The 18,909-nt window shown below is 71.3% G+C and carries 20 protein-coding genes; 6 read left to right on the plus strand and 14 right to left on the minus strand.

What is annotated here, in order from left to right; genetic code table 11:
* Positions 1-20: 20 nt before the first annotated feature.
* The 10 genes from ADK57_RS34835 to ADK57_RS34880 form a co-directional block, all read right to left on the minus strand.
* A complete protein-coding gene (locus tag ADK57_RS34835; RefSeq protein WP_053753667.1) occupies positions 21-827 on the minus strand; it encodes an enoyl-CoA hydratase/isomerase family protein in 807 nt (268 codons plus the stop codon).
* The gene (locus tag ADK57_RS34840; RefSeq protein ID WP_053753668.1) at positions 824-2,020 is read right to left on the minus strand and encodes a CaiB/BaiF CoA transferase family protein; all 1,197 of its coding nucleotides are present in this window, start codon (positions 2,018-2,020) and stop codon (positions 824-826) included. The genes ADK57_RS34835 and ADK57_RS34840 overlap by 4 nt, the downstream gene beginning before the upstream one ends.
* 76 nt (positions 2,021-2,096) lie before the next feature.
* On the minus strand, positions 2,097-3,395 hold the full coding sequence (locus ADK57_RS34845; protein WP_078973518.1) for an amidohydrolase family protein: 1,299 nt from the start codon (positions 3,393-3,395) through the stop codon (positions 2,097-2,099).
* 28 nt (positions 3,396-3,423) lie between these two features.
* Positions 3,424-3,747 carry a hypothetical protein gene (locus ADK57_RS34850; protein WP_053753670.1) on the minus strand — a complete coding sequence of 108 codons (324 nt, stop codon included), beginning with the start codon at positions 3,745-3,747 and terminating at the stop codon, positions 3,424-3,426.
* Positions 3,713-4,183: a hypothetical protein gene (locus ADK57_RS34855; protein ID WP_234390502.1), complete on the minus strand. Its 471-nt coding sequence runs from the start codon at positions 4,181-4,183 to the stop codon at positions 3,713-3,715. The genes ADK57_RS34850 and ADK57_RS34855 overlap by 35 nt, the downstream gene beginning before the upstream one ends.
* The gene (locus tag ADK57_RS34860; RefSeq protein WP_053753671.1) at positions 4,180-4,887 is read right to left on the minus strand and encodes an ABC transporter ATP-binding protein; all 708 of its coding nucleotides are present in this window, start codon (positions 4,885-4,887) and stop codon (positions 4,180-4,182) included. Before ADK57_RS34860 ends, ADK57_RS34855 begins: the two co-directional genes overlap by 4 nt.
* Entirely contained in the window at positions 4,884-5,570 is a 687-nt protein-coding gene (locus ADK57_RS34865) for an ABC transporter ATP-binding protein (protein ID WP_199830749.1), read from the minus strand. Before ADK57_RS34865 ends, ADK57_RS34860 begins: the two co-directional genes overlap by 4 nt.
* A gap of 4 nt (positions 5,571-5,574) precedes the next feature.
* On the minus strand, positions 5,575-7,686 hold the full coding sequence (locus ADK57_RS34870) for an ABC transporter permease subunit (RefSeq protein WP_053753673.1): 2,112 nt from the start codon (positions 7,684-7,686) through the stop codon (positions 5,575-5,577).
* A 9-nt stretch (positions 7,687-7,695) separates the two neighbouring features.
* The gene (locus tag ADK57_RS34875; protein WP_053753674.1) at positions 7,696-9,084 is read right to left on the minus strand and encodes an ABC transporter substrate-binding protein; all 1,389 of its coding nucleotides are present in this window, start codon (positions 9,082-9,084) and stop codon (positions 7,696-7,698) included.
* The gene (locus tag ADK57_RS34880) at positions 9,081-10,586 is read right to left on the minus strand and encodes an aldehyde dehydrogenase family protein (protein WP_234390504.1); all 1,506 of its coding nucleotides are present in this window, start codon (positions 10,584-10,586) and stop codon (positions 9,081-9,083) included. The genes ADK57_RS34875 and ADK57_RS34880 overlap by 4 nt, the downstream gene beginning before the upstream one ends.
* Before the next feature lie 136 nt (positions 10,587-10,722).
* On the opposite strand from ADK57_RS34880, the gene ADK57_RS34885 reads away from it, so the two are divergent.
* The 5 genes from ADK57_RS34885 (at position 10,723) to ADK57_RS34905 (ending at position 14,147) form a co-directional block, all read left to right on the plus strand.
* Positions 10,723-11,187 carry a pyridoxamine 5'-phosphate oxidase family protein gene (locus ADK57_RS34885; protein WP_053753675.1) on the plus strand — a complete coding sequence of 155 codons (465 nt, stop codon included), beginning with the start codon at positions 10,723-10,725 and terminating at the stop codon, positions 11,185-11,187.
* An 82-nt stretch (positions 11,188-11,269) separates the two neighbouring features.
* Positions 11,270-11,839 (plus strand): carboxymuconolactone decarboxylase family protein, encoded by a 570-nt coding sequence (locus tag ADK57_RS34890; protein WP_053753676.1) that lies wholly within the window; start codon positions 11,270-11,272, stop codon positions 11,837-11,839.
* Positions 11,829-12,245 (plus strand): nuclear transport factor 2 family protein, encoded by a 417-nt coding sequence (locus ADK57_RS34895; RefSeq protein ID WP_053753677.1) that lies wholly within the window; start codon positions 11,829-11,831, stop codon positions 12,243-12,245. Before ADK57_RS34890 ends, ADK57_RS34895 begins: the two co-directional genes overlap by 11 nt.
* Positions 12,242-13,345: an acyl-CoA dehydrogenase family protein gene (locus ADK57_RS34900; protein WP_053753678.1), complete on the plus strand. Its 1,104-nt coding sequence runs from the start codon at positions 12,242-12,244 to the stop codon at positions 13,343-13,345. The genes ADK57_RS34895 and ADK57_RS34900 overlap by 4 nt, the downstream gene beginning before the upstream one ends.
* Before the next feature lie 10 nt (positions 13,346-13,355).
* Positions 13,356-14,147, plus strand: a complete 792-nt coding sequence (locus tag ADK57_RS34905; protein WP_053753798.1) for an acyl-CoA dehydrogenase family protein — start codon at positions 13,356-13,358, stop codon at positions 14,145-14,147.
* 32 nt (positions 14,148-14,179) lie between these two features.
* Here ADK57_RS34905 and ADK57_RS34910 read toward each other — a convergent pair whose 3' ends face one another.
* Positions 14,180-14,887 (minus strand): SDR family NAD(P)-dependent oxidoreductase, encoded by a 708-nt coding sequence (locus ADK57_RS34910; RefSeq protein WP_053753679.1) that lies wholly within the window; start codon positions 14,885-14,887, stop codon positions 14,180-14,182.
* Between the two features lie 101 nt (positions 14,888-14,988).
* On the opposite strand from ADK57_RS34910, the gene ADK57_RS34915 reads away from it, so the two are divergent.
* Positions 14,989-15,828: a helix-turn-helix transcriptional regulator gene (locus ADK57_RS34915; protein WP_053753680.1), complete on the plus strand. Its 840-nt coding sequence runs from the start codon at positions 14,989-14,991 to the stop codon at positions 15,826-15,828.
* A gap of 21 nt (positions 15,829-15,849) precedes the next feature.
* Here the strand turns inward: ADK57_RS34915 and ADK57_RS34920 are convergent, their stop codons facing one another.
* Genes ADK57_RS34920 through ADK57_RS34930 form a run of 3 tightly spaced genes read right to left on the minus strand, consistent with a single transcriptional unit; the run spans position 15,850 to position 18,816 of the window.
* On the minus strand, positions 15,850-16,632 hold the full coding sequence (locus tag ADK57_RS34920) for an enoyl-CoA hydratase (protein ID WP_053753799.1): 783 nt from the start codon (positions 16,630-16,632) through the stop codon (positions 15,850-15,852).
* Between the two features lie 10 nt (positions 16,633-16,642).
* Entirely contained in the window at positions 16,643-17,818 is a 1,176-nt protein-coding gene (locus tag ADK57_RS34925) for an acyl-CoA dehydrogenase family protein (RefSeq protein ID WP_053753681.1), read from the minus strand.
* On the minus strand, positions 17,815-18,816 hold the full coding sequence (locus tag ADK57_RS34930; protein WP_053753682.1) for an acyl-CoA dehydrogenase family protein: 1,002 nt from the start codon (positions 18,814-18,816) through the stop codon (positions 17,815-17,817). Before ADK57_RS34930 ends, ADK57_RS34925 begins: the two co-directional genes overlap by 4 nt.
* Positions 18,817-18,909: the final 93 nt, after the last annotated feature.

Below are 18,909 nucleotides of genomic sequence, written 5' to 3' on the forward strand. Positions count from 1 at the left end.
ATCGGCGATCACTGCTTCGGTCATGGCGTGTCCTCCGAAGGGGGCTGTCGGTGCCATCGGCCGGTGAAGCGGGGCTCGCGCTTCTCGGCGAACGCGGAGTACGCCTCGGGTGCGTCGGCCGTCGCGAAGTTCACCGCCTGGGCGCGGGCCTCCGAGGCGAGCGCCTCGCGCAGGGTGCGGCCGGCGGCCTCGTTCAGGAGGGCCTTGGTCTGCCCGAGGGCAACGGGTGGGCCCAAGGCCAGTCGTCCCGCCAGGTCGGACACGAAGGCGTCGATCCCCTCGGCCGGCACGACCCATGTCACCAGGCCCAGGGATCGCGCCTCCTCGGCGTCGATCGTCTCGGCCAGCAGCGCGAGCCGTTTCGCCTGCTGCAGTCCGGCGAGCCTCGGCAGCAGCCAGGAGCCGCCGCAGTCCGGGGACAGTCCGCGGCGGGCGAAGACCTGCGAGAAGCGGGATTCCGGTGTGGCCACCACCAGGTCGCAGCCGAGGGCCAGGTTCCAGCCCGCGCCGACGGCCGCGCCGGTCACCTTGGCGACGGTGGGGACCGGCAGTTCGTGCAGCAGGACGGCGACGTCGTTCAGGTCGCGCACCTTGTCCAGGGGATGCCGGTGGTCGTCGCCGGCGGCCGTGAGGTCGGCGCCGGAGCAGAAGGCTCCCCCGGCGCCGGTGAGGACGAGGGCCCGTACGGCGCGGTCGTGCGCGGCCTCGGTGAGGGCACCGCGGAGCGCGGCCCACAGTCCCGGGTCGATCGCGTTCCTTCGGTGCGGGCGGTTGAGGGTCAGGGTCCGGACGCCCCCGGTGTCGCTCGACAGCAGGTCGTCGGTCACCTGCTCCTCCCCGTCAGCTCGGCGATCTCCGCGTCCGGGAGGCCGAGTTCGGCGAGGACCTTGTCGGTGTGCTCCCCCAGCGCGGGTACGGCGCCCATGGGCGGCTCGAAACCGGCGATGACCGGGGGCGGCAGCAGCGCCGGCACCGGGCCGGCCGGCGTGTCGATGCGGCGCCAGCGGTCGCGGGCCGCCAGGTGCGGGTGGGCCAGGACGTCACGGGGGGTGTTGTAGCGGGCGTTGCCGATGCCCGCCTCGTCCGCGCAGCGCTGGATGTACGCCAGGTCGTGCCGGGCGCACCAGGCGCCGACCTCAGCGTCGAGCAGGTCCCGGTGCTCGACCCGGCCGGGGTTGGTGCGCAGGCGTGCGTCGTCGGCCAGGTCGGGCCGCCCGAGCAGGTCACGGGCGAAGCGCTGCCATTCGCGGTCGTTGGTGGTGCCGAGGACGACGGTCTGCCCGTCGGCGGTGCGGTGGGCGCCGTAGGGGGCGACCGCGGGCGAGCCCATGCCGCGTGGCTGCTGCTCCACGCCCGAGTGCCGGGTGTGGGTCAGCGGATAGCCCATGAGCTCGGTCATCGTGTCGAACAAGCTCACCGCGACGGTGCCGCCGCACCCGCCCCTGCGTTCGCCGGCGTACAGCAGCGCCAGGATCGACAGCGCGGCGTACAGGCCGGTGCTCGCGTCGGCGATCGGCGGGCCGGGCTTGGCCGGTGCGCCGGGGTGTCCCGTGACGGCGCAGACACCGGACTCGGCCTGGACCAGAAGGTCGTAGGCCCGTTTGTGGGAGAGCGGGCCGCCCTGGCCGTAACCGTCGATCTCCAGCGCGATCAGGCCGGGGTGACGGGTCGCCAGGTCCTCGGGGGCGATGCCGAGTTTGGCGGTGGTGCCGGGGGTGAGGTTGGAGACGAGGACGTCGGCGCGGTCGAGCAGGCGGTGCAGGATCCGCATCCCGGCCGGGGACTTGAGGTCGAGCGCCACGGACTCCTTGCCCCGGTTGCACCACACGAAGTGGGCGGCCAGGCCGCCCACCACGTCGTCGATGTGCCGGGCCGAGTCACCGCCCTCGGGGTTCTCCACCTTGATCACCCGGGCTCCCAGATCGCACAGGGCGCGGGTGCACATCGGTGCGGAGACCGCCTGCTCCAGGGCCACGACGGTGACACCCGACAGGGGTCCCGGCTGCTGCGGAGGCGGCATCACATCACCGGTGAGTCGGTGTCGTACGCCACTGCTTGCGCCGCCACTGCTTGCTCCGCCACTACTTGCTCCGCCACTACTTGCTCGCCGCCGCCACGGCCGCGCGCGCCTTGGCACGGAACGACTCCAGTTTCTCGGCCGGTTCGATGAGCTGGTGGCTGCTGGATCGGATGCTGACGTCGTGGCCCTCGGCCGCCTTGCGCAGCGCGCCTACGGTGGCCTGGTCGCGCGGGATGTGGGTGAAGGGGTCGAAGGAGTACCAGCGCATCGCGTTCTCGAAGGTGATCTTCGCGGTGTCGGAGTCCGGGACGGAGTACTCCTCCAGTACGTCGTGGAGCTGCTCGGGGGCGTCCGGCCACAGGGAGTCGCTGTGCGGGTAGTCGCCCTCCCAGCAGATGTTGTCGATGCCGATGTCGTGACGCAGCCGGATGCCGAGCTTGTCGGTGATGAAGCAGGTCAGGAAGTGTTCGCGGAAGACCTCGCTGGGGAGCTTTCCGCCGAAGTCCTGGAGGGTCCAGGTGGAGTGCATCTCGAAGGTGCGGTCCAGACGTTCCAGGAAGTACGGGATCCAGCCGGTGCCGCCCTCCGACAACGCGATCTTCAGGTCCGGGTAGTCCTTGACCGGCCGGGACCACAGCAGGTCGGCCGCCGCCGAGACGATGTTCATCGGCTGGAGCGTGATCATCACGTCGGGCGGCGAGTCGGCGGACGGGATGGCGAGCCGGCCGGAGGAACCGATGTGCACCGACATCACGGTGTCGGTGTCGCACAGCGCCCGCCACAGCGGGTTCCAGTAGGGGTCGTGGAAGCTCGGGTAGCCGAGCACGGCCGGGTTCTCGGTGAAGGTCAGCGAGTGACAGCCCTTCTCCGCGACCCGGCGCACCTCGCCGGCGCACAGTTCGGCGTCCCAGATGGCGGGCAGCGCCATGGGGATGAACCGGCCCGGGTAGGCACCGCACCACTCGTCGATGTGCCAGTCGTTGTAGGCCCGGACCAGGGCGAGGGAGAAGTCGGAGTCCTCGGTGGCGAACATCCTCGCCGAGAAGCCGGGGAAGGACGGGAAGTTCATCTGGGCCAGGATGCCGCCCGCGTTCATGTCCTTGATGCGTTCGTGGACGTCGTAGCAGCCGGGGCGGATCTCGTCGAGGCCCTGGGGATCGACGCCGTACTCCTCCTTGGGGCGGCCGGCGACCGCGTTGAGGGCCGAGTTGCCGACCCTGCTGTCGCGGAACTGCCATACGTCGGTGCCGTTGTCGAGGTGGACGAGCCGGGGGGCGTCGTCCAGGTACCGCTTCGGCAGGTGGTTCACGAAGATGTCGGGCGGCTCGATGATGTGGTCGTCGACGCTGATCAGGATCATGTCTTCCTTGTTCACCGAAGTCCCTTTCAGTTCGGACGCGGGGTCAGTCGGACGCGGGGAGGGGTTTGGCGGCCTTGAGGGTCATGGCGATGCCGTCGCAGGCGAGTTCACCGGGTCCGGCGCTGGTGCACAGCACCTCGAAGGTGCCGTCGGCGTCGACGTAGCGCTTGCCGAGGAGCGTGACCGGCGCGATGCCCGGCGCGGGAGCGGGCGCGGGCGGCGCGGCGGCCGCGGGCACCATCGGGCTGCCTCCGCAGGTGATCGCCGGCCGACGGTCGGCCGTGGCCCGGACGACGACCACGCGCGTGGTGCAGACCGTGCTGGCGAACTGGTCACCGGGGCGCGGCGTCGGTGCTGGTGCGGTCATGGTGCGGGTCCCTTTCGCTTGACGCGGCACACAGCCGGTCGGCGAGCACGGCGAGGTCGTAGGACTGACGGGCCATCCAGAACCGCAGGAAACCGGTGAGCGAGTAGCGCAGGAACAGGGCGCCGCCCACGACGCTCGCCGCGATCCCGCCGAGGCCGAGGGCGAGTCCGTCGCGCTGGTCGAGCGGGTTCTGGGTGTTGTGGGAGACGAGATAGGCCGACAGAGCGAGCACCAGGCCGAGCACCATCAGCGTGCCGCCGAGGCGCAGCCAGAGGCCGGCACGGGCGGCGGCCGGGTCGGGGATCTTGAGGGCGGCGAGGTCGCGGACGAAGCGGTCGGCACGGGACTGGGCCGAGGTGGGTTCGGTGGATGTCGGGTCCGGGGGCGACACATCCGGTTTCGGTTTCACATCCGCGCGCGGCTCGGTCGGTGTCATACGGAGCTCCCCAGGTAGAGGGCGGACAGTTCGTCGCGCAGCCCGCTGTCGGGACTGCCCTGTCGTTCCACCCGGCCGCGGACGAGGACGGCGGCGTGGTCGGCGATGCCGAGGACGGCGGCCGCGAACTGTTCGACGACCAGCACCGCCACGCCCTGCCGGGCGATCTCGGCGACCTGTTCGTACAGCGCGGTCACGACCAACGGGGCGAGGCCCATGGACAGTTCGTCCAGCAGCAGTACGGCGGGGTCGGTGGCCAGGCCCCGGGCGAGGGCGAGCATCTGCTGTTCGCCGCCGGAGAGGGTGCCGGCCGCCTGTCCGGAGCGCCGCGCGAGGACGGGGAAGCGGGTGAAGGCCCTCTCCTCGATCTCGGCGCGGCTCCGGCCCGTGAAGGTCATCATCAGGAGGTTGTCGCGGACCGACAGGTTGGGGAAGACTCCGCGCCCTTCGGGGATCAGGCAGACGCCGGCCCGTGCCAGCTCGGCGGGGATCGCCCCGCTCATGTCCCGTCCGCCCAGCAGGAGTCGACCGGACTGGAGCGGGTGGAGGCCGGCGGCCACCCGGAGCGCGGTCGTCTTGCCGGCGCCGTTCGGGCCGAGCAGCGCCACCACCTGGCCGGCGGCGACGGCCAGGTCGACGCCGTGCAGGACGGTGATGTTCTCGTGGGCGGCCCGTACGTCGCGCAGTTCGAGCAGAGCGTTCATACGTCCCCCAGATAGGCCGCCAGCACGGCTTCGTCGGTGCGGATCCGCTCGGGCGGGCCGACGGCGACGACCTTGCCGAGGTCCAGGACGTACACCTCGTCGCACACGGCCATGACCAGGCCCATGTCGTGTTCGACGAGGACGACGGCCGTGCCGTCGTCCGCGAGCGAGCGCAGCAGGGCGGCGAACCGTTCGGTCTCCCGGCCGTCCTGCCCGGCGGCGGGCTCGTCGAGGAGCAGCAGTCCGGGGCGTACGGCGAGCGCGCGGCCCACCTCGACGAGGCGGGCGACGCCGGTGGGCAGGGTGTCGGCGCAGGTGTCGGCGATGCCGGTCAGGCCGAGCCGTTCGAGGATGTCGTCGGCGGCCCGGGCCGCGCGCCTGCGTTCGGGACCCAGTTCCGCGGCGACCAGCAGGTTGTCGCGGACGCTCAACCGGCCGAAGAGTTCCAGGCGTTGGAAGGTCCGGGCAAGGCCGTGCCGGGAGCGGCGGGCGGGGCCGAGGCGGGTGACGTCCCGGCCGCCCAGGACCACGCGTCCGGCCGAGGGCCTGCGCAGCCCGGACACGACGTCGAACAGGGTGCTCTTTCCTGCCCCGTTGGGCCCGATGAGGCCGGTGACCCGGCCGCGGTCGGCGCTCATGCCGACGTCGTCCAGCGCGCGGTTCCCGCCGAAGGCGACGGTCACCCCGCTAACCTCCAGCAATGCCACGGGCCAGCACCTCCCCGTCCTGCGCACTCCAGGGGCGTCGTACGCCCCACCACTCCACCGGGACGTCCGGTGGGGTCTTCGGGGCCCGGCGCACGGCGGCACAGCCGCGCAGGGCGTACGCCAGAACCAGTGAACCGAGCAGGAACGTCCAGCCGTTGATCACGTCGGACAGCCGTAGCACCCAGCCCAGCGCCAGGGTGGCGAGGAGGGCGGGCAGGGCGATCCGGTCGCGGCCGAGGGGCTCCCACGCGCGGCGGAACCGGGCGATGATCCCCTCGGGGCTGTGGCCCAGTCCCATGCCGGCCAGGGCGGGCAGGACGCTGATGACGTTCTGCGTCCAGGAGGCGAGGCCGAGCAGGATGTTCGGGCCGACGAAGGCGGTCCCGGCGAACAGGCCGCCCCCGACCGCACCGAGGCCCCCGATCACCGCAACCAGGAAGATCGGCAGTCCGGCGATCAGGTTGAACTGCTCGGCGGTGATGGACCGTTGCTGCATGCCGTACAGGGCTCCGCCGAGTCCGGCGATCCCGGCGGCCAGCGCGAACACCAGCACCTTGGCCACCAGGAGGTTGCCGCCGAGGGTCGCGTACGCCGCCTCGCTGTCGCGCAGCGCGATCAGCCGCCGCCCGAAACCGCTGCGGCGCAGCCATGCCACCCCGAGGGAGGCCAGGCCGAGGCAGGTCGCGGCGAGGACCATCAACTCCCCTGCGGAGTCCAGCCGTAGGCCGAGGAGACCGGGGCCCGCCATCTCCACCGAGCCCTGGTCGAACAACGCGATCCGCACCCCGAGCACCTCGAACGACGGCAGGGTGAAGATCCACCGGTCGAGGACGACCGCCACCGCGGCCGTGCCGAGTGCCAGGTACACACCCGAGAACCGCAGCGCGGGCAGCGCGATCAGCGCCCCGACGGCGGCCGTCACCGCGATCGCCGCCGCCAGCGCCCACAGTTGGCCGTGCGAGCCGAGGTGCCCCCAGACGACCGCGCCGATCCCGGCCATGCTCAGCTGACAGAGTGAGATCTGGCCGGCGTACCCGGCCAGGGGGACGTACGACAGGGCGACGATGCCGAGCGAGAAGACCGGCCCGTAGGTGATCAGGTCGGCCTCGCCCAGCACCGTGGCGAGGACCACGGCGAAGGCGACGGTCGACGCGGCGAAGACGAGGGTCCCGCGCAGGGTCGGTGCCTGGACCTGGACCAGGCGGCGGTCTCGGTGGCGCAGCCGGGGGTGGCGGAAGAGCAGCAGGGCCAGGAAGAGCAGCAGGGCCGGGGCGGCCAGGCGCAGACCCGGCAGGTAGTCGTTCTGCGGGAGGTAACCGGTGAGGTAGCTCTCCAGGCAGCCGACGACGACCGCGCCGGCGAAGGTGAGCGGCAGGCTGCGCAGGCGGCCGAAGACGGCGGCGGTGTAGGCGCTGACGATCAGGAGGGAGAGCTGGGAGGCGTCGAGGGCGACGGTCGGGGCGATCAGGATGCCGCCGACTGCCGCGAGTTGGGTGCCCAGGATCCAGGCGACCCGGCTGGCCCGGACCGGGTCTGCGCCGGTGAGCTGGACCAGGGAGCGGTCGTCCACCGTGGCCCGCATCTCGGCGCCGGTGCGGGTGCGGTTCAGCACGAACCACAGGCCCGCCGCGACCGCCAGGGCGACGGCCATGGTGAGGGCCTGGTGCCAGGTGACCGCGGCCGGGCCGATGCGGAAGGGCTCCCGGTCGGCGAAGAACACCCGCAGCGGTCGCGGGACGTTGGGGTCCCAGATCCAGCGGGCGGCGGCGATGGCGCCGCTGAGCAGCGCCACCGTCATCACCAGACGTTCGGCCTCGCCGAGGCGTTGCACGGGCCGCATCAGGACCCGTTCGACGGCGAGGCCGAAACCGGGGGCCAGGACGAGCAGCACCACCGCCAGGGCCACCGGGACGGGCCAGCCCCAGCCGACGGTGAACTGCCAGTAGCAGAACGCCGCCAGCATGCCCGCCGCCCCGTGCGCGAAGTTGAACACGCCGGTGGTGACGTAGGTGAGCACCAGTCCGCTGCCGATCACCGCGTAGATGGCGGCGGTGCTCAGGCCGACGATCCCGAAGGTGAGGAACTGCTCCATCAGATCACGTCACTTCACGTCGCTCATGCTCTTGCCGACGTCGGCGAGGGTGAGCGGCTTGCCGTAGTTCCCCTTGAACTTGTAGGCGGTCGCGTCGCACTTGTAGGCGCCCTGGTCGGGCTCGAACCTGTCAGCGGGCTCCCAGCCCTTGGACGTGACCTTCTCCACGTTGAAGCAGGTCAGCGGGGCGTCCGACTTGGTGAGGTCGACGGGGGCCTGCAGGCCCCCGGCCGTCCACGCGCTCTCCTTGCGGGCCGCCTCGTAGACGCATGTGCGGGTGAGGGCGTCGCCGCAGCTCGACGCGGACTTGGCGAACAGCAGCCAGGCCCCGAAGCCGCGCACCGCGGGAAGCGTGACCTGTGCCTTCGGGGCGTACTTCTTGAACAGGTCGACGAGTTGTTGCGTTGCGGGATTGTCGGCGGCCTTCTCCAGCGGGTACACCCCGCTGAGGTCGGCGAGGTTGTTCTGGAAGTCGAGGGACTTGCCGGCGAGCTGGACGAAGGCGGGGCCGTAGGCGTTGTTGTTGGCGTCGATCCAGTCGAGCTTGTAGTCGAGGTTGGTCAGGGCCTGTTCGAGCTTGGCCAGGCTCACGAAGTCGCCGTTGAAGATCAGGCCCTTGACCTTCTTGTTCTTGATGGACTGGGCGTAGGGCGTCCAGTCGGACACACCCTGCGCGGGGTAGAGGTCCTTGTAGATGAGCTTCGCTCCGGCGGCCGGGAGAGCCTCTGAAACCTGGGCGCTGATGACCTTGGTGATCGGGACGTCGCCGCCGATGACGCCGACGGCATTCGCGGACTCTGGATAGGCCTCCTTCACCAGCCATTCGAAGTAGCCGGCGTACCGGTTGTAGGAGGCGCCGCCCGTCGCCTGGACCTGGAGGTCGGAGCCGATGTTCTGAATCTGGCCCACCTGGGCGGGGAAGTCGGGCAGCGTGCAGTTCAGCCGGTCCTTGACGCCCAGGGCGTCGAACGCCGCGCCGCCGCCGACGAGGGCGAAGTCCTCCTTGCAGGCCTCCAGCATCCGCTGGCGGACCTCCATCAGCTTGGAGTCGCGGGTGGTGGCGACGAGCTTGCGGCCGTTGATGCCGCCGGCGGCGTTGCACCAGGAGGTGAACACCTTCGCGGCGTCCACGAACTCCGACTTCTTGGTGAAGCCGATGTCGGAGAAGACCCCGAGCTTGATCGAGTCGGCGGTGACGCCCTGGGCGGAGGCGCTCTTGGCGTCGCCGGGTCCGCAGACCTTCTTCAGGTCGCCGAAGTCGGCCGTGGAGGCCTGCTGTGCGGCCTTGGTGGGCGTCTCCTCGCCGCCCGAATCGGTGGTGTCGTCGTGGCCGCCGCATCCGGCGACGGCGAGCAGTGCGGCCGCCAGCAGGGTGGCGGGGATTGCGTGGACTTTCACGGGATTTCCTCCTCGGTGCTGTCCCCGAACGGCTGCGCGTGCGCTCGCTGCTTCTCCGCCGCGCCAAAGGTCTTGAGCTCCAGGAACTCCTCCAGCCCCGCCACACCCATCTCCCGGCCGATGCCGGACTGCTTGAAGCCGCCGAACGGTGCGTCGGGGGCGAAGAACATGCCGCCGTTGATGCTGAAGCTGCCGCTGCGGATCCGTCGGGCCAGGGCCACGGCCCGTTCCTCGTCGGCGCTCAGCACCGCGCCGGACAGCCCGTAGACGGAGTCGTCGGCGATGCGGACGGCGTCGTCCTCGTCGTCGTACGGGAGGACGACGAGGACCGGTCCGAAGACCTCCTCCTGGGCGATCTCGGAGGCCGGGTCCACGTCGCACAGCAGGGTCGGCTCGTAGAAGAAGCCCTCACGGTCGGCGGGGCGGCCGCCGGTCACCAGGCGGGCGCCGGCGGCGACGGCCCGTTCGACCAGCCCGTGCACCTTGGTCCGTTGCCGTTCGCTGATCAGGGGGCCCATGTGGGTGGCGGGGTCTGCGGGGTCGCCGTAGGTGACGCGGCCGAGCATGGCGGTCACGAGCCCGACGATCTCGTCGTGGTGGGCGCGCGGGACCAGGAGCCGCGAGGTGATCCCGCAGCCCTGGCCCGCATGGGTGCAGACGGTGAACGCGGCCATCATCGCGGCCTGCGTGAAGTCGGCGTCGTCCAGCACGATCATCGCGGACTTGCCGCCGAGTTCCAGGAACACCCGCTTCAGGGTGGCCGAGGCGGCGGCCATGATCGCCCTGCCGACCGGGGTCGAGCCGGTGAAGGTCACCATGTCGACATCGGGGTGGGTGGTGAGCAGTTCGCCCGTGCCGGGCCCGGACGAGGTGAGGACGTTGACAACGCCGGCGGGGATGTCGGTGTGCTCGGCGATGATCCGGCCGAGCGCGAGCGTCGTCCACGGGGTGTCGGGCGCTCCCTTGAGGACGACCGTGCAGCCGGCGGCGAGGGAGGGGGCCAGCTTGGCGAGGGCCAGCTGGTTGGGGAAGTTGTACGGCAGGATCGCGGCGACGACGCCGACCGCCTCCTTCTCCACCCAGCGGCGGCTGCGCCGGCCGCGGCTGTCCAGTGCGGGGAGTTCCTCGCGGAACTCGTGGTGTTCGAGCAGGTCGGCGTACCACTTGACCAGTTCGATCGGCTCGTCGAGCTGCGACCCGTGGGTCAGCGAGCGCGGGGCGCCCACCTCGGCGATGGTCAGTTCGCGCAGTTCCTCGCGGTGCTCGAGGAGCGCGTCGTACAGCTGGCGCAGGCAGCGCAGCCGCAGGTCGCTCTCGCGCATCCAGTCGGTCGTGTCGAAGGCCCGGCGGGCGGCGGCGATCGCCGCCTCGACGTGGTCGGCGTCCGCGTCGGATGCCGTTCCCAGCACCTTTCCGGTGGACGGATCGACGGTCTCGAAGCTGCGCTCCGTGCGCACCAGCTCTCCGTCGATCAACAGCCGGTCCTCATGGAAAAGACTCACGGCTCCCCATCTCTTCCCGTTTCGCAGGGCCCCCGCTTGCGACGGTCCTGCCTGCGGTGGAAAGTAGCTTCTCACTAATGGAGAAGCAACCATTCGTGCAGGAGAATTAGACATTCACTTGAGAGCGGGAGGAATCATGCCCGGTCAGCGCAGGGGCACCAGGATCGCCATGACGGACGAGGAACGGGACGCCTTCTTGCACGCCCAGCCGGTCTGCCGTGTCGCGACCGCGAGGACGGGCGAGCACCCGCACGCCAGCGCGCTCTGGTTCGTCTGGGACGGGACCGTATTGTGGCTCAACTCCCTGACAAAAAGCCGACGATGGGCTGACATCGGCAGCAATCCCAGGATCGGCGTGATCGTCGACGACGGCGGCTTCGACTTCCTGAGCCTGCGCGGCGTCGAACTGCTGGGCAGCGCCGAGGTCGTCGGCGAGGTGCCGCGCAAGGGCGAGCGGTGCGACGACCTCGCGGACGTCGAGCGACGGTTCGCGGACAAGTACTCGGGCGGCGGAACGTTCCGGTACGACGGCCGGCACGCCTGGCTCAGGCTCCGCCCGGAGAAGATCGTGAGCTGGGACTTCGGCAAGCTGCGCGTCTGAAGGTTGACGCCCGCGAGACCACCATGGAAACCTGTGACCCCGATACCGAGAATGACATTCTCACAGCTGAGGGAGTCATGGCATGCCTCCGCGCCTTGCCCCGTTGCCGGACGACCAGTGGGACGATCGGACGCGCGACGCGCTGGCCGCCCTGCTCCCGAGGAGACTGCGCAACCCGCGCGGCGCCGGAAACGCGATGGCCACGCTCGTCCGCCACCCCGATCTGGCCGAGGCATTCCTCCCCTTCAGTACCTACGTGCTGTTCCGCTCGACGCTGCCACCCCGGCTGCGCGAGCTGGTGACACTACGCGTCGCCCGGCGCAGGGACTGTGCCTACGAATGGGCCAGCCATGTGGGGCTGGCCCGACAGGCCGGTCTGTCGGAGGCCGAGATCGAGGCGGCGGGCCGGGGCAAGGCGGTCGATCCGCTGGACGCCGCGGTCCTCGACGCCGTCGACGAACTCGAGGACCACTCCACCGTGTCGGACCGCACCTGGGCGGCGCTCGGCGAACACCTCGACGAACAGCAGCGGATGGACCTGGTCTTCACGGTCGGCGCGTACGCCGTACTGGCCATGGCCTTCAACACCTTCGACGTGCCGCCCGACGACGAGGAACGCCTCCTGCCCGAAGGGAGCGGCCATGACCACTGACGACCTCGTGGAGATCGAGCAGCTCCTCGCCCGGTACGCGGTCACCATCACCCGGGGCGACATGGAGGGACTGCTCGCGGTGTTCACGCCCGACGGCTCCTACAGCGCCTTCGGCGACACCTACCCCCTCGCCGACTTCCCGGCGCTGGTCGAGGCGGCACCCAAGGGACTGTTCCTCACCGGGACGCCCGCCATCGAACTGTCGGACGACGACACCGCGACCGGCACCCAGCCCCTGTGCTTCGTCGACCACGCCACACACGACCTGCGCATCGGCTACTACAGCGACACCTACGTCCGTACGGCGGACGGATGGCGGCTGCGGACCCGCGCCATGACGTTCATCCGCCGTAACGGGGCGCACGACTCGGGGCGCCCGCACGCCTTCGGGCGTCCCGCCGTATGACAGGCCCGACAACCGTGGAGGAGTTCCGGTCCGCGCTGCGGGCCTGGCTCGCCGACCACGACCTCTCCCCCGGCCCCGACCACTCGCTCGACGCCCAGGTGGCGCAGCTCGCACGGGTACGCCGGGCGCTCTTCGACGCCGGGTGGATGCGCTACGGCTGGCCCGCCGAAGTGGGGGGACTCGGCGGACCGGCCGCGTTCCGGGCCGTGCTCGGCGAGGAGGTCGCCACGCGCGGCCTGGCCGAGCCCGGCATCTACTCGATGGTCGAGGTCCTCGCCCCGACGATGATCTCGTACGCCCGTCCCCCATTGGCAGCCGAAATGGTCCCCTTGCTGCTCGGCGGCCGCGAGCAGTGGTGCCAGGGCTTCTCCGAGCCGGGTTCCGGCAGCGACCTCGCGTCCCTGACCACGCGGGCGGCCCCGCGCACCGACGGCTCCTGGGTGGTCACCGGGCAGAAGGTCTGGACGAGCCTCGCCCAGTACGCGGCCCGCTGCGTCCTGCTCACCCGCACCGCACCCGGCCACGACGGGATCACCGCCTTCTTCGTCGACATGGACACCCCTGGCATCACCGTCCGGCCGCTGCGCACGATGCACGGCGTCGACGAGTTCGCCGAGGTGTTCCTCGACGACGTCGTCGTCCCCGCCGACCGGATGCTGGGCCGCCCGGGGGACGGCTGGCGGCTCGCGATGGACCTCCTCCCGCACGAGCGCTCCACCTGCTTCTGGCACCGCATCGCCCACCTCTACACCCGCCTCGACCGACTGCTCGACGAGACGGACGCCGTGGACGACGCGGCCCTCGGCGCCGCCTACCTCTCCCTGCACACCCTCCGCTGCCGTTCCCACGCGACCCAGCGCCGGCTGGCCGACGGGGCCCGGCTCGGCCCGGAGACCTCGGTCGACAAGGTCCTCCTGGCCACGGCCGAACAGCAACTCTTCGACACCGCAAGGGACTTGCTGCCCGGAGTGCTGGAGCTCACCGAGTCGCCGTGGCGGTCGGAGTACCTGTATGCCAAGGCGGCCACGCTCTACGGCGGCACCGCCGAGATCCAGCGGAACATCATCGCCCGCCGACTGCTCGACCTGGGGAAGGAGTGACCACGTGACCATGGACCCCGCCGAGGTGGAACTGCTCGCCGGGACGCTGCGCAAGACCATGGCCGGGGCGTCGGGGCCCGCCCTCGACGCGGCACTGGCCGAGCTCGGCTGGCCCGAACTGCTGGCGGAGTGTCCCGAGGTGGCGATCCCGACCGTGTTCCGGCTGCTCGGCGAGACCGGGGCGCACGCGCCGCTCCTCAACGACGTGGTGCTGAACGCGGCCGGGCTGCCTCTCGGCGGGGCGCCGGTACTGCCGTACGCCGGTGGCGGGTGGGTCGTCTGGGAGCGCACCGGTGACGGCGGTCCGAGCGAGGTGCTGGACGGCGAGCTGCCGCTGCGGTCCGTGCCGGCCGGGAGCCCGGTGCCGCTCGCCGCGGGCCGCCGGGCGCTCGGCTGGTGGCTGGTCGGGAGCGGGCGGGCCATGCTCGCGCTGGCCCGGACACACGCCCTGGACCGGGTCCAGTTCGGTCGTCCGCTCGCCGCCTTCCAGGCTGTACGGCACCGGCTCGCCGAGACACTCGTCGCGCTGGAGGGTGCCGAGGCGACCCTGGTGGCCGCCGCCGACGACTCCTTCGCCGCACTGCTGGCCAAGGCGGCGGCCGGACAGGCGGCGCTGACCGCGGCCCGCCACTGTCAACAGGTCCTCGGGGGGATCGGATTCACCGCCGAGCACCCGCTGCACCGGCATGTGCGGCGGGCTCTGGTGCTGGACGGACTGCTGGGCAGTTCACGGGAGTTGACGCGCGAGGCCGGGGCGCTGCTGCGGGCGGCGGGCTCGGCGCCCCGGCTCGTGCATCTGTGACCTGTGACCTGTGACCTGTGATCAGAGTGATCTCACCAGGGGAGGGTCCCCTCGGCGCAGAAGTAGCCGCCGGTCGGACCGTCGTGGCCCACCTGCGCCATGCGGACGATGATCCCGGCGCCCTCCTCGACGGTCTGCGTGCCGGTCCTCCCGTTGAGGTCCGTCGCGGTGAAGCCGGGCTCCACTGCGTTGATCCGCATGGCCGGGAACGCCTTCGCGTACTGCACGGTGATCATGTTGACCGTGGTCTTCGACGCCGGGTAGGCGACGCCCGGGTAGAAGGACGCCGGATGGCCCGGGTCGGAGAGGGCTGTCAGCGAGGCCAGCCCGCTGCTGACGTTGACCACGACCGGCGCGGCCGAGTTCTGCAGCAGGGGCAGGAACGCGTGGGTGACGCGGACCACGCCGAAGACGTTCGTCTCGAACAGCGTCCGCATGTCGTCGGCGGTGAGGTCCGCGGCGCCGGGCACGCTGTTGCCCTCGCCCCTCACTTCGATGCCGGCGTTGTTGACCAGCACATCCAGCCCGCCGTCGGCCTCGACGGTCTTCACGGCGGCCTGCACACAGGCGTCGTCGGTGACGTCGAGCTGGACGAACCGGGCGCCGATCCGTTCGGCGGCGCGGCGCCCGCGCCCGGCGTCCCGGGCGCCGACGTAGACCGTGTGACCTGCGGCGATGAGCTGTCGGGCGGACTCGAGGCCCAGCCCCTTGTTCGCTCCGGTGATCAGTGTTGTCGTCATGCCTCCACGTTCCTGCGCGGCGGCGCGATCAGCCAGAAGACCCTTCTTCCTGGGACTCCCGGTACCAGGCACGGGTTCGGCCGACGGTGTTCACTGGGGGCATGACGGCGACGGAACTCGGGCACGCGCTGCGGCGCTGGCGGGACCGGGTCTCCCCCGGGACGGCGGGACTGCCGTCCGGCGGACAGCGGCGCGCGGCCGGGCTGCGGCGCGAGGAACTGGCCCTGCTGGCCGGTATCTCGGTCGACTACGTCACCCGCCTCGAACAGGGCCGGGCCGCCAACCCGTCCGGGCAGGTCGTCGAGGCCCTGGCCCGGGCGCTGCGGCTGTCGGGGGACGAGCGGGCGTACCTGTTCCGGCGGGCCGGGCTGGTGCCCCCGGGGCCCGAGATGGTGCCCGGGCACATCACGCCCAGCGTCCAGCGGCTGTTGGACAGACTGGTGGACACCCCAGTCGGCGTCTCCGACGCCGCGATGACACTGCTGATGGCCAACCCGATGTACGCGGCGCTGCTGGGCGATCCGTCCGGCAGGCGCGGCTTCGAACGCAACGGGGTGTGGCGCAACTTCATGGGCGCTCCCACCCGGGTGCGGCACACACCGGAGGAACGGCGCGCCTTCGAGGCCGGCATGGTCGCCGAACTGCGCGCGACCGCCGCCCGGTATCCCGCTGACCGGCAACTGCGGTGCCTGATCGTCGAGTTGCGTGCGGGCAGTGAGCGGTTCGCCGAGCTGTGGGACGCGGGCGTGGTCGGTCGGCTGGAGGCCTCGAGCAAGACGATCGAGCATCCGCAGGTGGGCCTGCTGACGCTGGACTGCGACCTGCTCAGGGTGGAGGGGAACGACCTGCACATCCTCGTCTACTCGGCCGAGCCGGGCACCGAGGCCGCCGAGAAGCTGGAGCTGCTCTCCGTGGTCGGCACCCAGAGCCTGGTCGAGTAGCGCGGGTTCGAACACGGCTCCCTACCGGAGCTTCTCCTTCATCTCGTCGAGCTTGGCCAGGATCGGGTAGCCGCTGACGCTGAGGGCGTTGCCGTGCCCCGTCTGGTGGACGTCGAACACCGACTGGATCGCGGCGTAGAAGCCCTGCACGTCCAGGGTCTGGTTGACGGCCCGCTTGGCCTGGCGGAGCCCGAACGCCGGCATCCTCGCGATCTGCTCGGCCAGTTCGCGGGTCTCGGTGTCCAACTCGTCGCGGGGGACCACCCGGTTGACCATTCCGACCCGCTCGGCCTCCTCGGCGGTGAGGGGCCGCCCGGTGAACAGGATCTCCTTGGCCTTGCGGGGGCCCAACTCCCAGGTGTGGCCGTGGTACTCGACCCCGCCGATGCCCATCTGGACCACGGGGTCGGAGAACAGGGCGTCCTCGGCGGCCACGATCAGGTCGCACGGCCAGCACAGCATCAGCCCGCCCGCGATGCAACGGCCCTGGACCGCGGCGATCGACGGCTTGGGCACGTTGCGCCAGCGCAGGGTGTACTCCAGATAGCGGCGGTTCTCGGCTCGGTAGATCCACTCCAGGGTGATCTCGTCCGGGGCCGGCCAGCGGTCCTTGAGATCGTGCCCGGCGGAGAAGTGCCTGCCTTCGGCGCGCAGCACGATCACCTTCACGTCCTCGTCCTCGGCGGCCCGTGTCCAGGCGGTGTCGAGTTCGTCGAGAAGGGCCATGTTCTGCGCGTTGGCGGCCTCGGGGCGGTTCAGGGTGAGGGTCGCGATGCGGTCCTTCACCTCGTACAGGATGTGCACGAACGTCTCCTCAGCGTCGGGGCAGACCGAGCACACGCTCGGCGATGATCGTGCGCTGGATCTCGGACGTACCACCGGCGATGGTGCCGCCGAAGCTGCGGGCGAAGCGGTTGAACCAGCTGGCGGAGTCGTCGTCGAAGCTCATGTGGCAGTACGGCGCGGTCGGCGCCGGATGGACGAGGCCGTCCGGCCCGGACGCCTCCAGGACCCGCTCGAGCGCGCTCTGCGCGGCCTCCGAACCGAACACTTTCAGCACGGACAGCGCGGGTACGTCCTGCTCGCCGCGGGCGGCTCGGGCCAGGGCGGCCGAGCCGAGCAGACGCAGCGCCTGCAGGTCCATGACCAGGGTGGCGTACCAGTCCTTCTCCAGGGCTGTGGCGGGCGCGAAGTCCCGCACGATGGCGTCCATCCGCTCCGCCTCGCCCAGCCACATCAGGGTGCGTTCGTGGCCGAGCGAGCCGTTGGCCACGCGCCAGCCCTGATGGAGAGGGCCGACGAGGTTCTCGGCGGGGACGCGGACGTCCTCGAAGAAGACCTCGTTGAAGTCCTTGTCCTCGGGGCCGGTGTACGAGGCGAACGGCCGGCGGCGCACCCCGGGGGTGTCGGTGGGGATCAGCAGCGCGCTGATTCCTTGGTGCTTGGGGGCGTCGGGGTCGGTGCGGACGAAGGTGAGCAGGACGTCGGCGTCGTGGGCGCCGGAGGTCCACACCTTCTGCCCGGTGACGGTGAAGTGGTCGCCGTCCGGGACTGCGCGGGTGCGCAGGGAGGCGAGGTCGGATCCGGCGCCGGGTTCGCTCATGCCGAGGGCGGCGGTGATCTCGGCGCGCAGGATGGGCACGGCCCAGCGGTGCTTCTGCTCCTCGGTGCCGAAGGAGATGAGGGAGGCGGCGATGATGCCGACGCCCTGGGGGTTGAAGCTGTGGCAGATGCGGCGCCGGGACAGCTCTTCGCGGTGGACGTACTGCTGGAGGACCGTGGCGTTACGCCCGCCGAACTCCGGCGGATTGCCGGGCAGCAGCCAGCCCTCGTCGAACTGGAGGCACTGCCAGCGCCTGGCCCAGTCGGGGATGTGGCCGGTAGAGCGGGACCGCTCGGTGGCCTCCGCCTCCTTGGGGAGGTTGGCCTCCAGGAACGCCGCGAACTCGGCGCGGAAGGCCTCGACGTCGGTGTCGAAGGTCAGTCTCATGACACTCCCTGGGCCAGGCTCTCCTCGGCGATCAGCTCCCGGTGCCGGGCGGCGCCGCCCAGCATCAGCTCGCCGGCCTTGGCCCGCTTGACGGCGAACTGCAGGTCGTTCTCCCAGGTGTGCCCCATCGCCCCGAACAGCTGCACGGCGTGGCGGAACACCAGGGCCTGGCACTCCCCCGCCCCCGCCTTGGCCATGGCGGCGGCCGACCGGCGCCGCGGATCGTCGGCGGCGATCGTCAGCGCCGCGTAGTAGGCGAGGGCGCGGGCGCGCTCCACCGCCACGTGCATGTCGGCCGCCTTGTGCTGCACGGCCTGGAACGAGCCGATGGGGGCGCCGAACTGCCGGCGGGTGCGCACGTACTCCAGGACCAGGTCCAGGGCCCGGCGGCAGGCGCCGACCATGGTCAGGGCCATGCCCATGAGGGCGAGGTGGCGGGCGCGCTCCGGGTCGGCGCCGCCGCGCTCACGGTCGGTGACCCGCACCCGGTGGAAGGTGACCTCGGCGATGTGCAGGACGGGGTCGAAGACGGGCGTCCGTACGGCACTCACCTCGGCGGCCGGTACGACGAAGACGCCCGCGTCCGTCACCACGGCCAGCCGGTCGGCCCGGTCGCCGTCCAGCACGTGACGCGCCGCGCCCTCCAGCACCCAGGCGCCGTCGGCGGGGCGGGCGGTGACGCCCGAGAAGGCGGCCGCACCGGAGTGTCCCGGTTCGGTGAAGCCGGGTGCCAAGGGGGCGAACTGGGTCGTGGTCGCCAGGTAGGGCGTCGGGTCGGTCGCCCGGCCGAGCTCCTCCAGGACGATCGCCAGCTCGACCGCGTCCGCGGGGTCGGTCAGCTCGGTCCAGCCCAGATCGCCGTAGACCCGCCAGAGCGGAGCCGGGTCCGCGCCGTCGTCGACGACTGCGCGGACCAGCGTCGGCGGGCATTCCTTGGCGACGGCCTTGTGCACGGTGTCCTGCCACAGGCGCTGTTCCGCGTCGAACTCAAACAGCATCGGGGCTCCTCAAGTCACGCGTCTCAAGTCACGCGTATCGAGAATGCAATTCTCCCTATGTGCAATTCAGAGTCTTCCGCACATCGTCGGAGG

It is taken from the genome of Streptomyces sp. MMG1533, from assembly GCF_001279775.1.
GTDB lineage: Bacteria > Actinomycetota > Actinomycetes > Streptomycetales > Streptomycetaceae > Streptomyces.

Coding starts and splice junctions, on each gene's coding strand:
- ADK57_RS34910 (WP_053753679.1), bottom strand. CDS start 14,887: ATGACGACAACACTGATCACCGGAGCGAACAAGGGGCTGGGCCTCGAG.
- ADK57_RS34925 (WP_053753681.1), bottom strand. CDS start 17,818: ATGAGACTGACCTTCGACACCGACGTCGAGGCCTTCCGCGCCGAGTTC.
- ADK57_RS34870 (WP_053753673.1), bottom strand. CDS start 7,686: ATGGAGCAGTTCCTCACCTTCGGGATCGTCGGCCTGAGCACCGCCGCC.
- ADK57_RS34905 (WP_053753798.1), top strand. CDS start 13,356: ATGGACCCCGCCGAGGTGGAACTGCTCGCCGGGACGCTGCGCAAGACC.
- ADK57_RS34860 (WP_053753671.1), bottom strand. CDS start 4,887: ATGAACGCTCTGCTCGAACTGCGCGACGTACGGGCCGCCCACGAGAAC.
- ADK57_RS34900 (WP_053753678.1), top strand. CDS start 12,242: ATGACAGGCCCGACAACCGTGGAGGAGTTCCGGTCCGCGCTGCGGGCC.
- ADK57_RS34840 (WP_053753668.1), bottom strand. CDS start 2,020: ATGCCGCCTCCGCAGCAGCCGGGACCCCTGTCGGGTGTCACCGTCGTG.
- ADK57_RS34930 (WP_053753682.1), bottom strand. CDS start 18,816: ATGCTGTTTGAGTTCGACGCGGAACAGCGCCTGTGGCAGGACACCGTG.
- ADK57_RS34850 (WP_053753670.1), bottom strand. CDS start 3,747: ATGACCGCACCAGCACCGACGCCGCGCCCCGGTGACCAGTTCGCCAGC.
- ADK57_RS34885 (WP_053753675.1), top strand. CDS start 10,723: ATGCCCGGTCAGCGCAGGGGCACCAGGATCGCCATGACGGACGAGGAA.
- ADK57_RS34855 (WP_234390502.1), bottom strand. CDS start 4,183: ATGACACCGACCGAGCCGCGCGCGGATGTGAAACCGAAACCGGATGTG.
- ADK57_RS34915 (WP_053753680.1), top strand. CDS start 14,989: ATGACGGCGACGGAACTCGGGCACGCGCTGCGGCGCTGGCGGGACCGG.
- ADK57_RS34890 (WP_053753676.1), top strand. CDS start 11,270: ATGCCTCCGCGCCTTGCCCCGTTGCCGGACGACCAGTGGGACGATCGG.
- ADK57_RS34895 (WP_053753677.1), top strand. CDS start 11,829: ATGACCACTGACGACCTCGTGGAGATCGAGCAGCTCCTCGCCCGGTAC.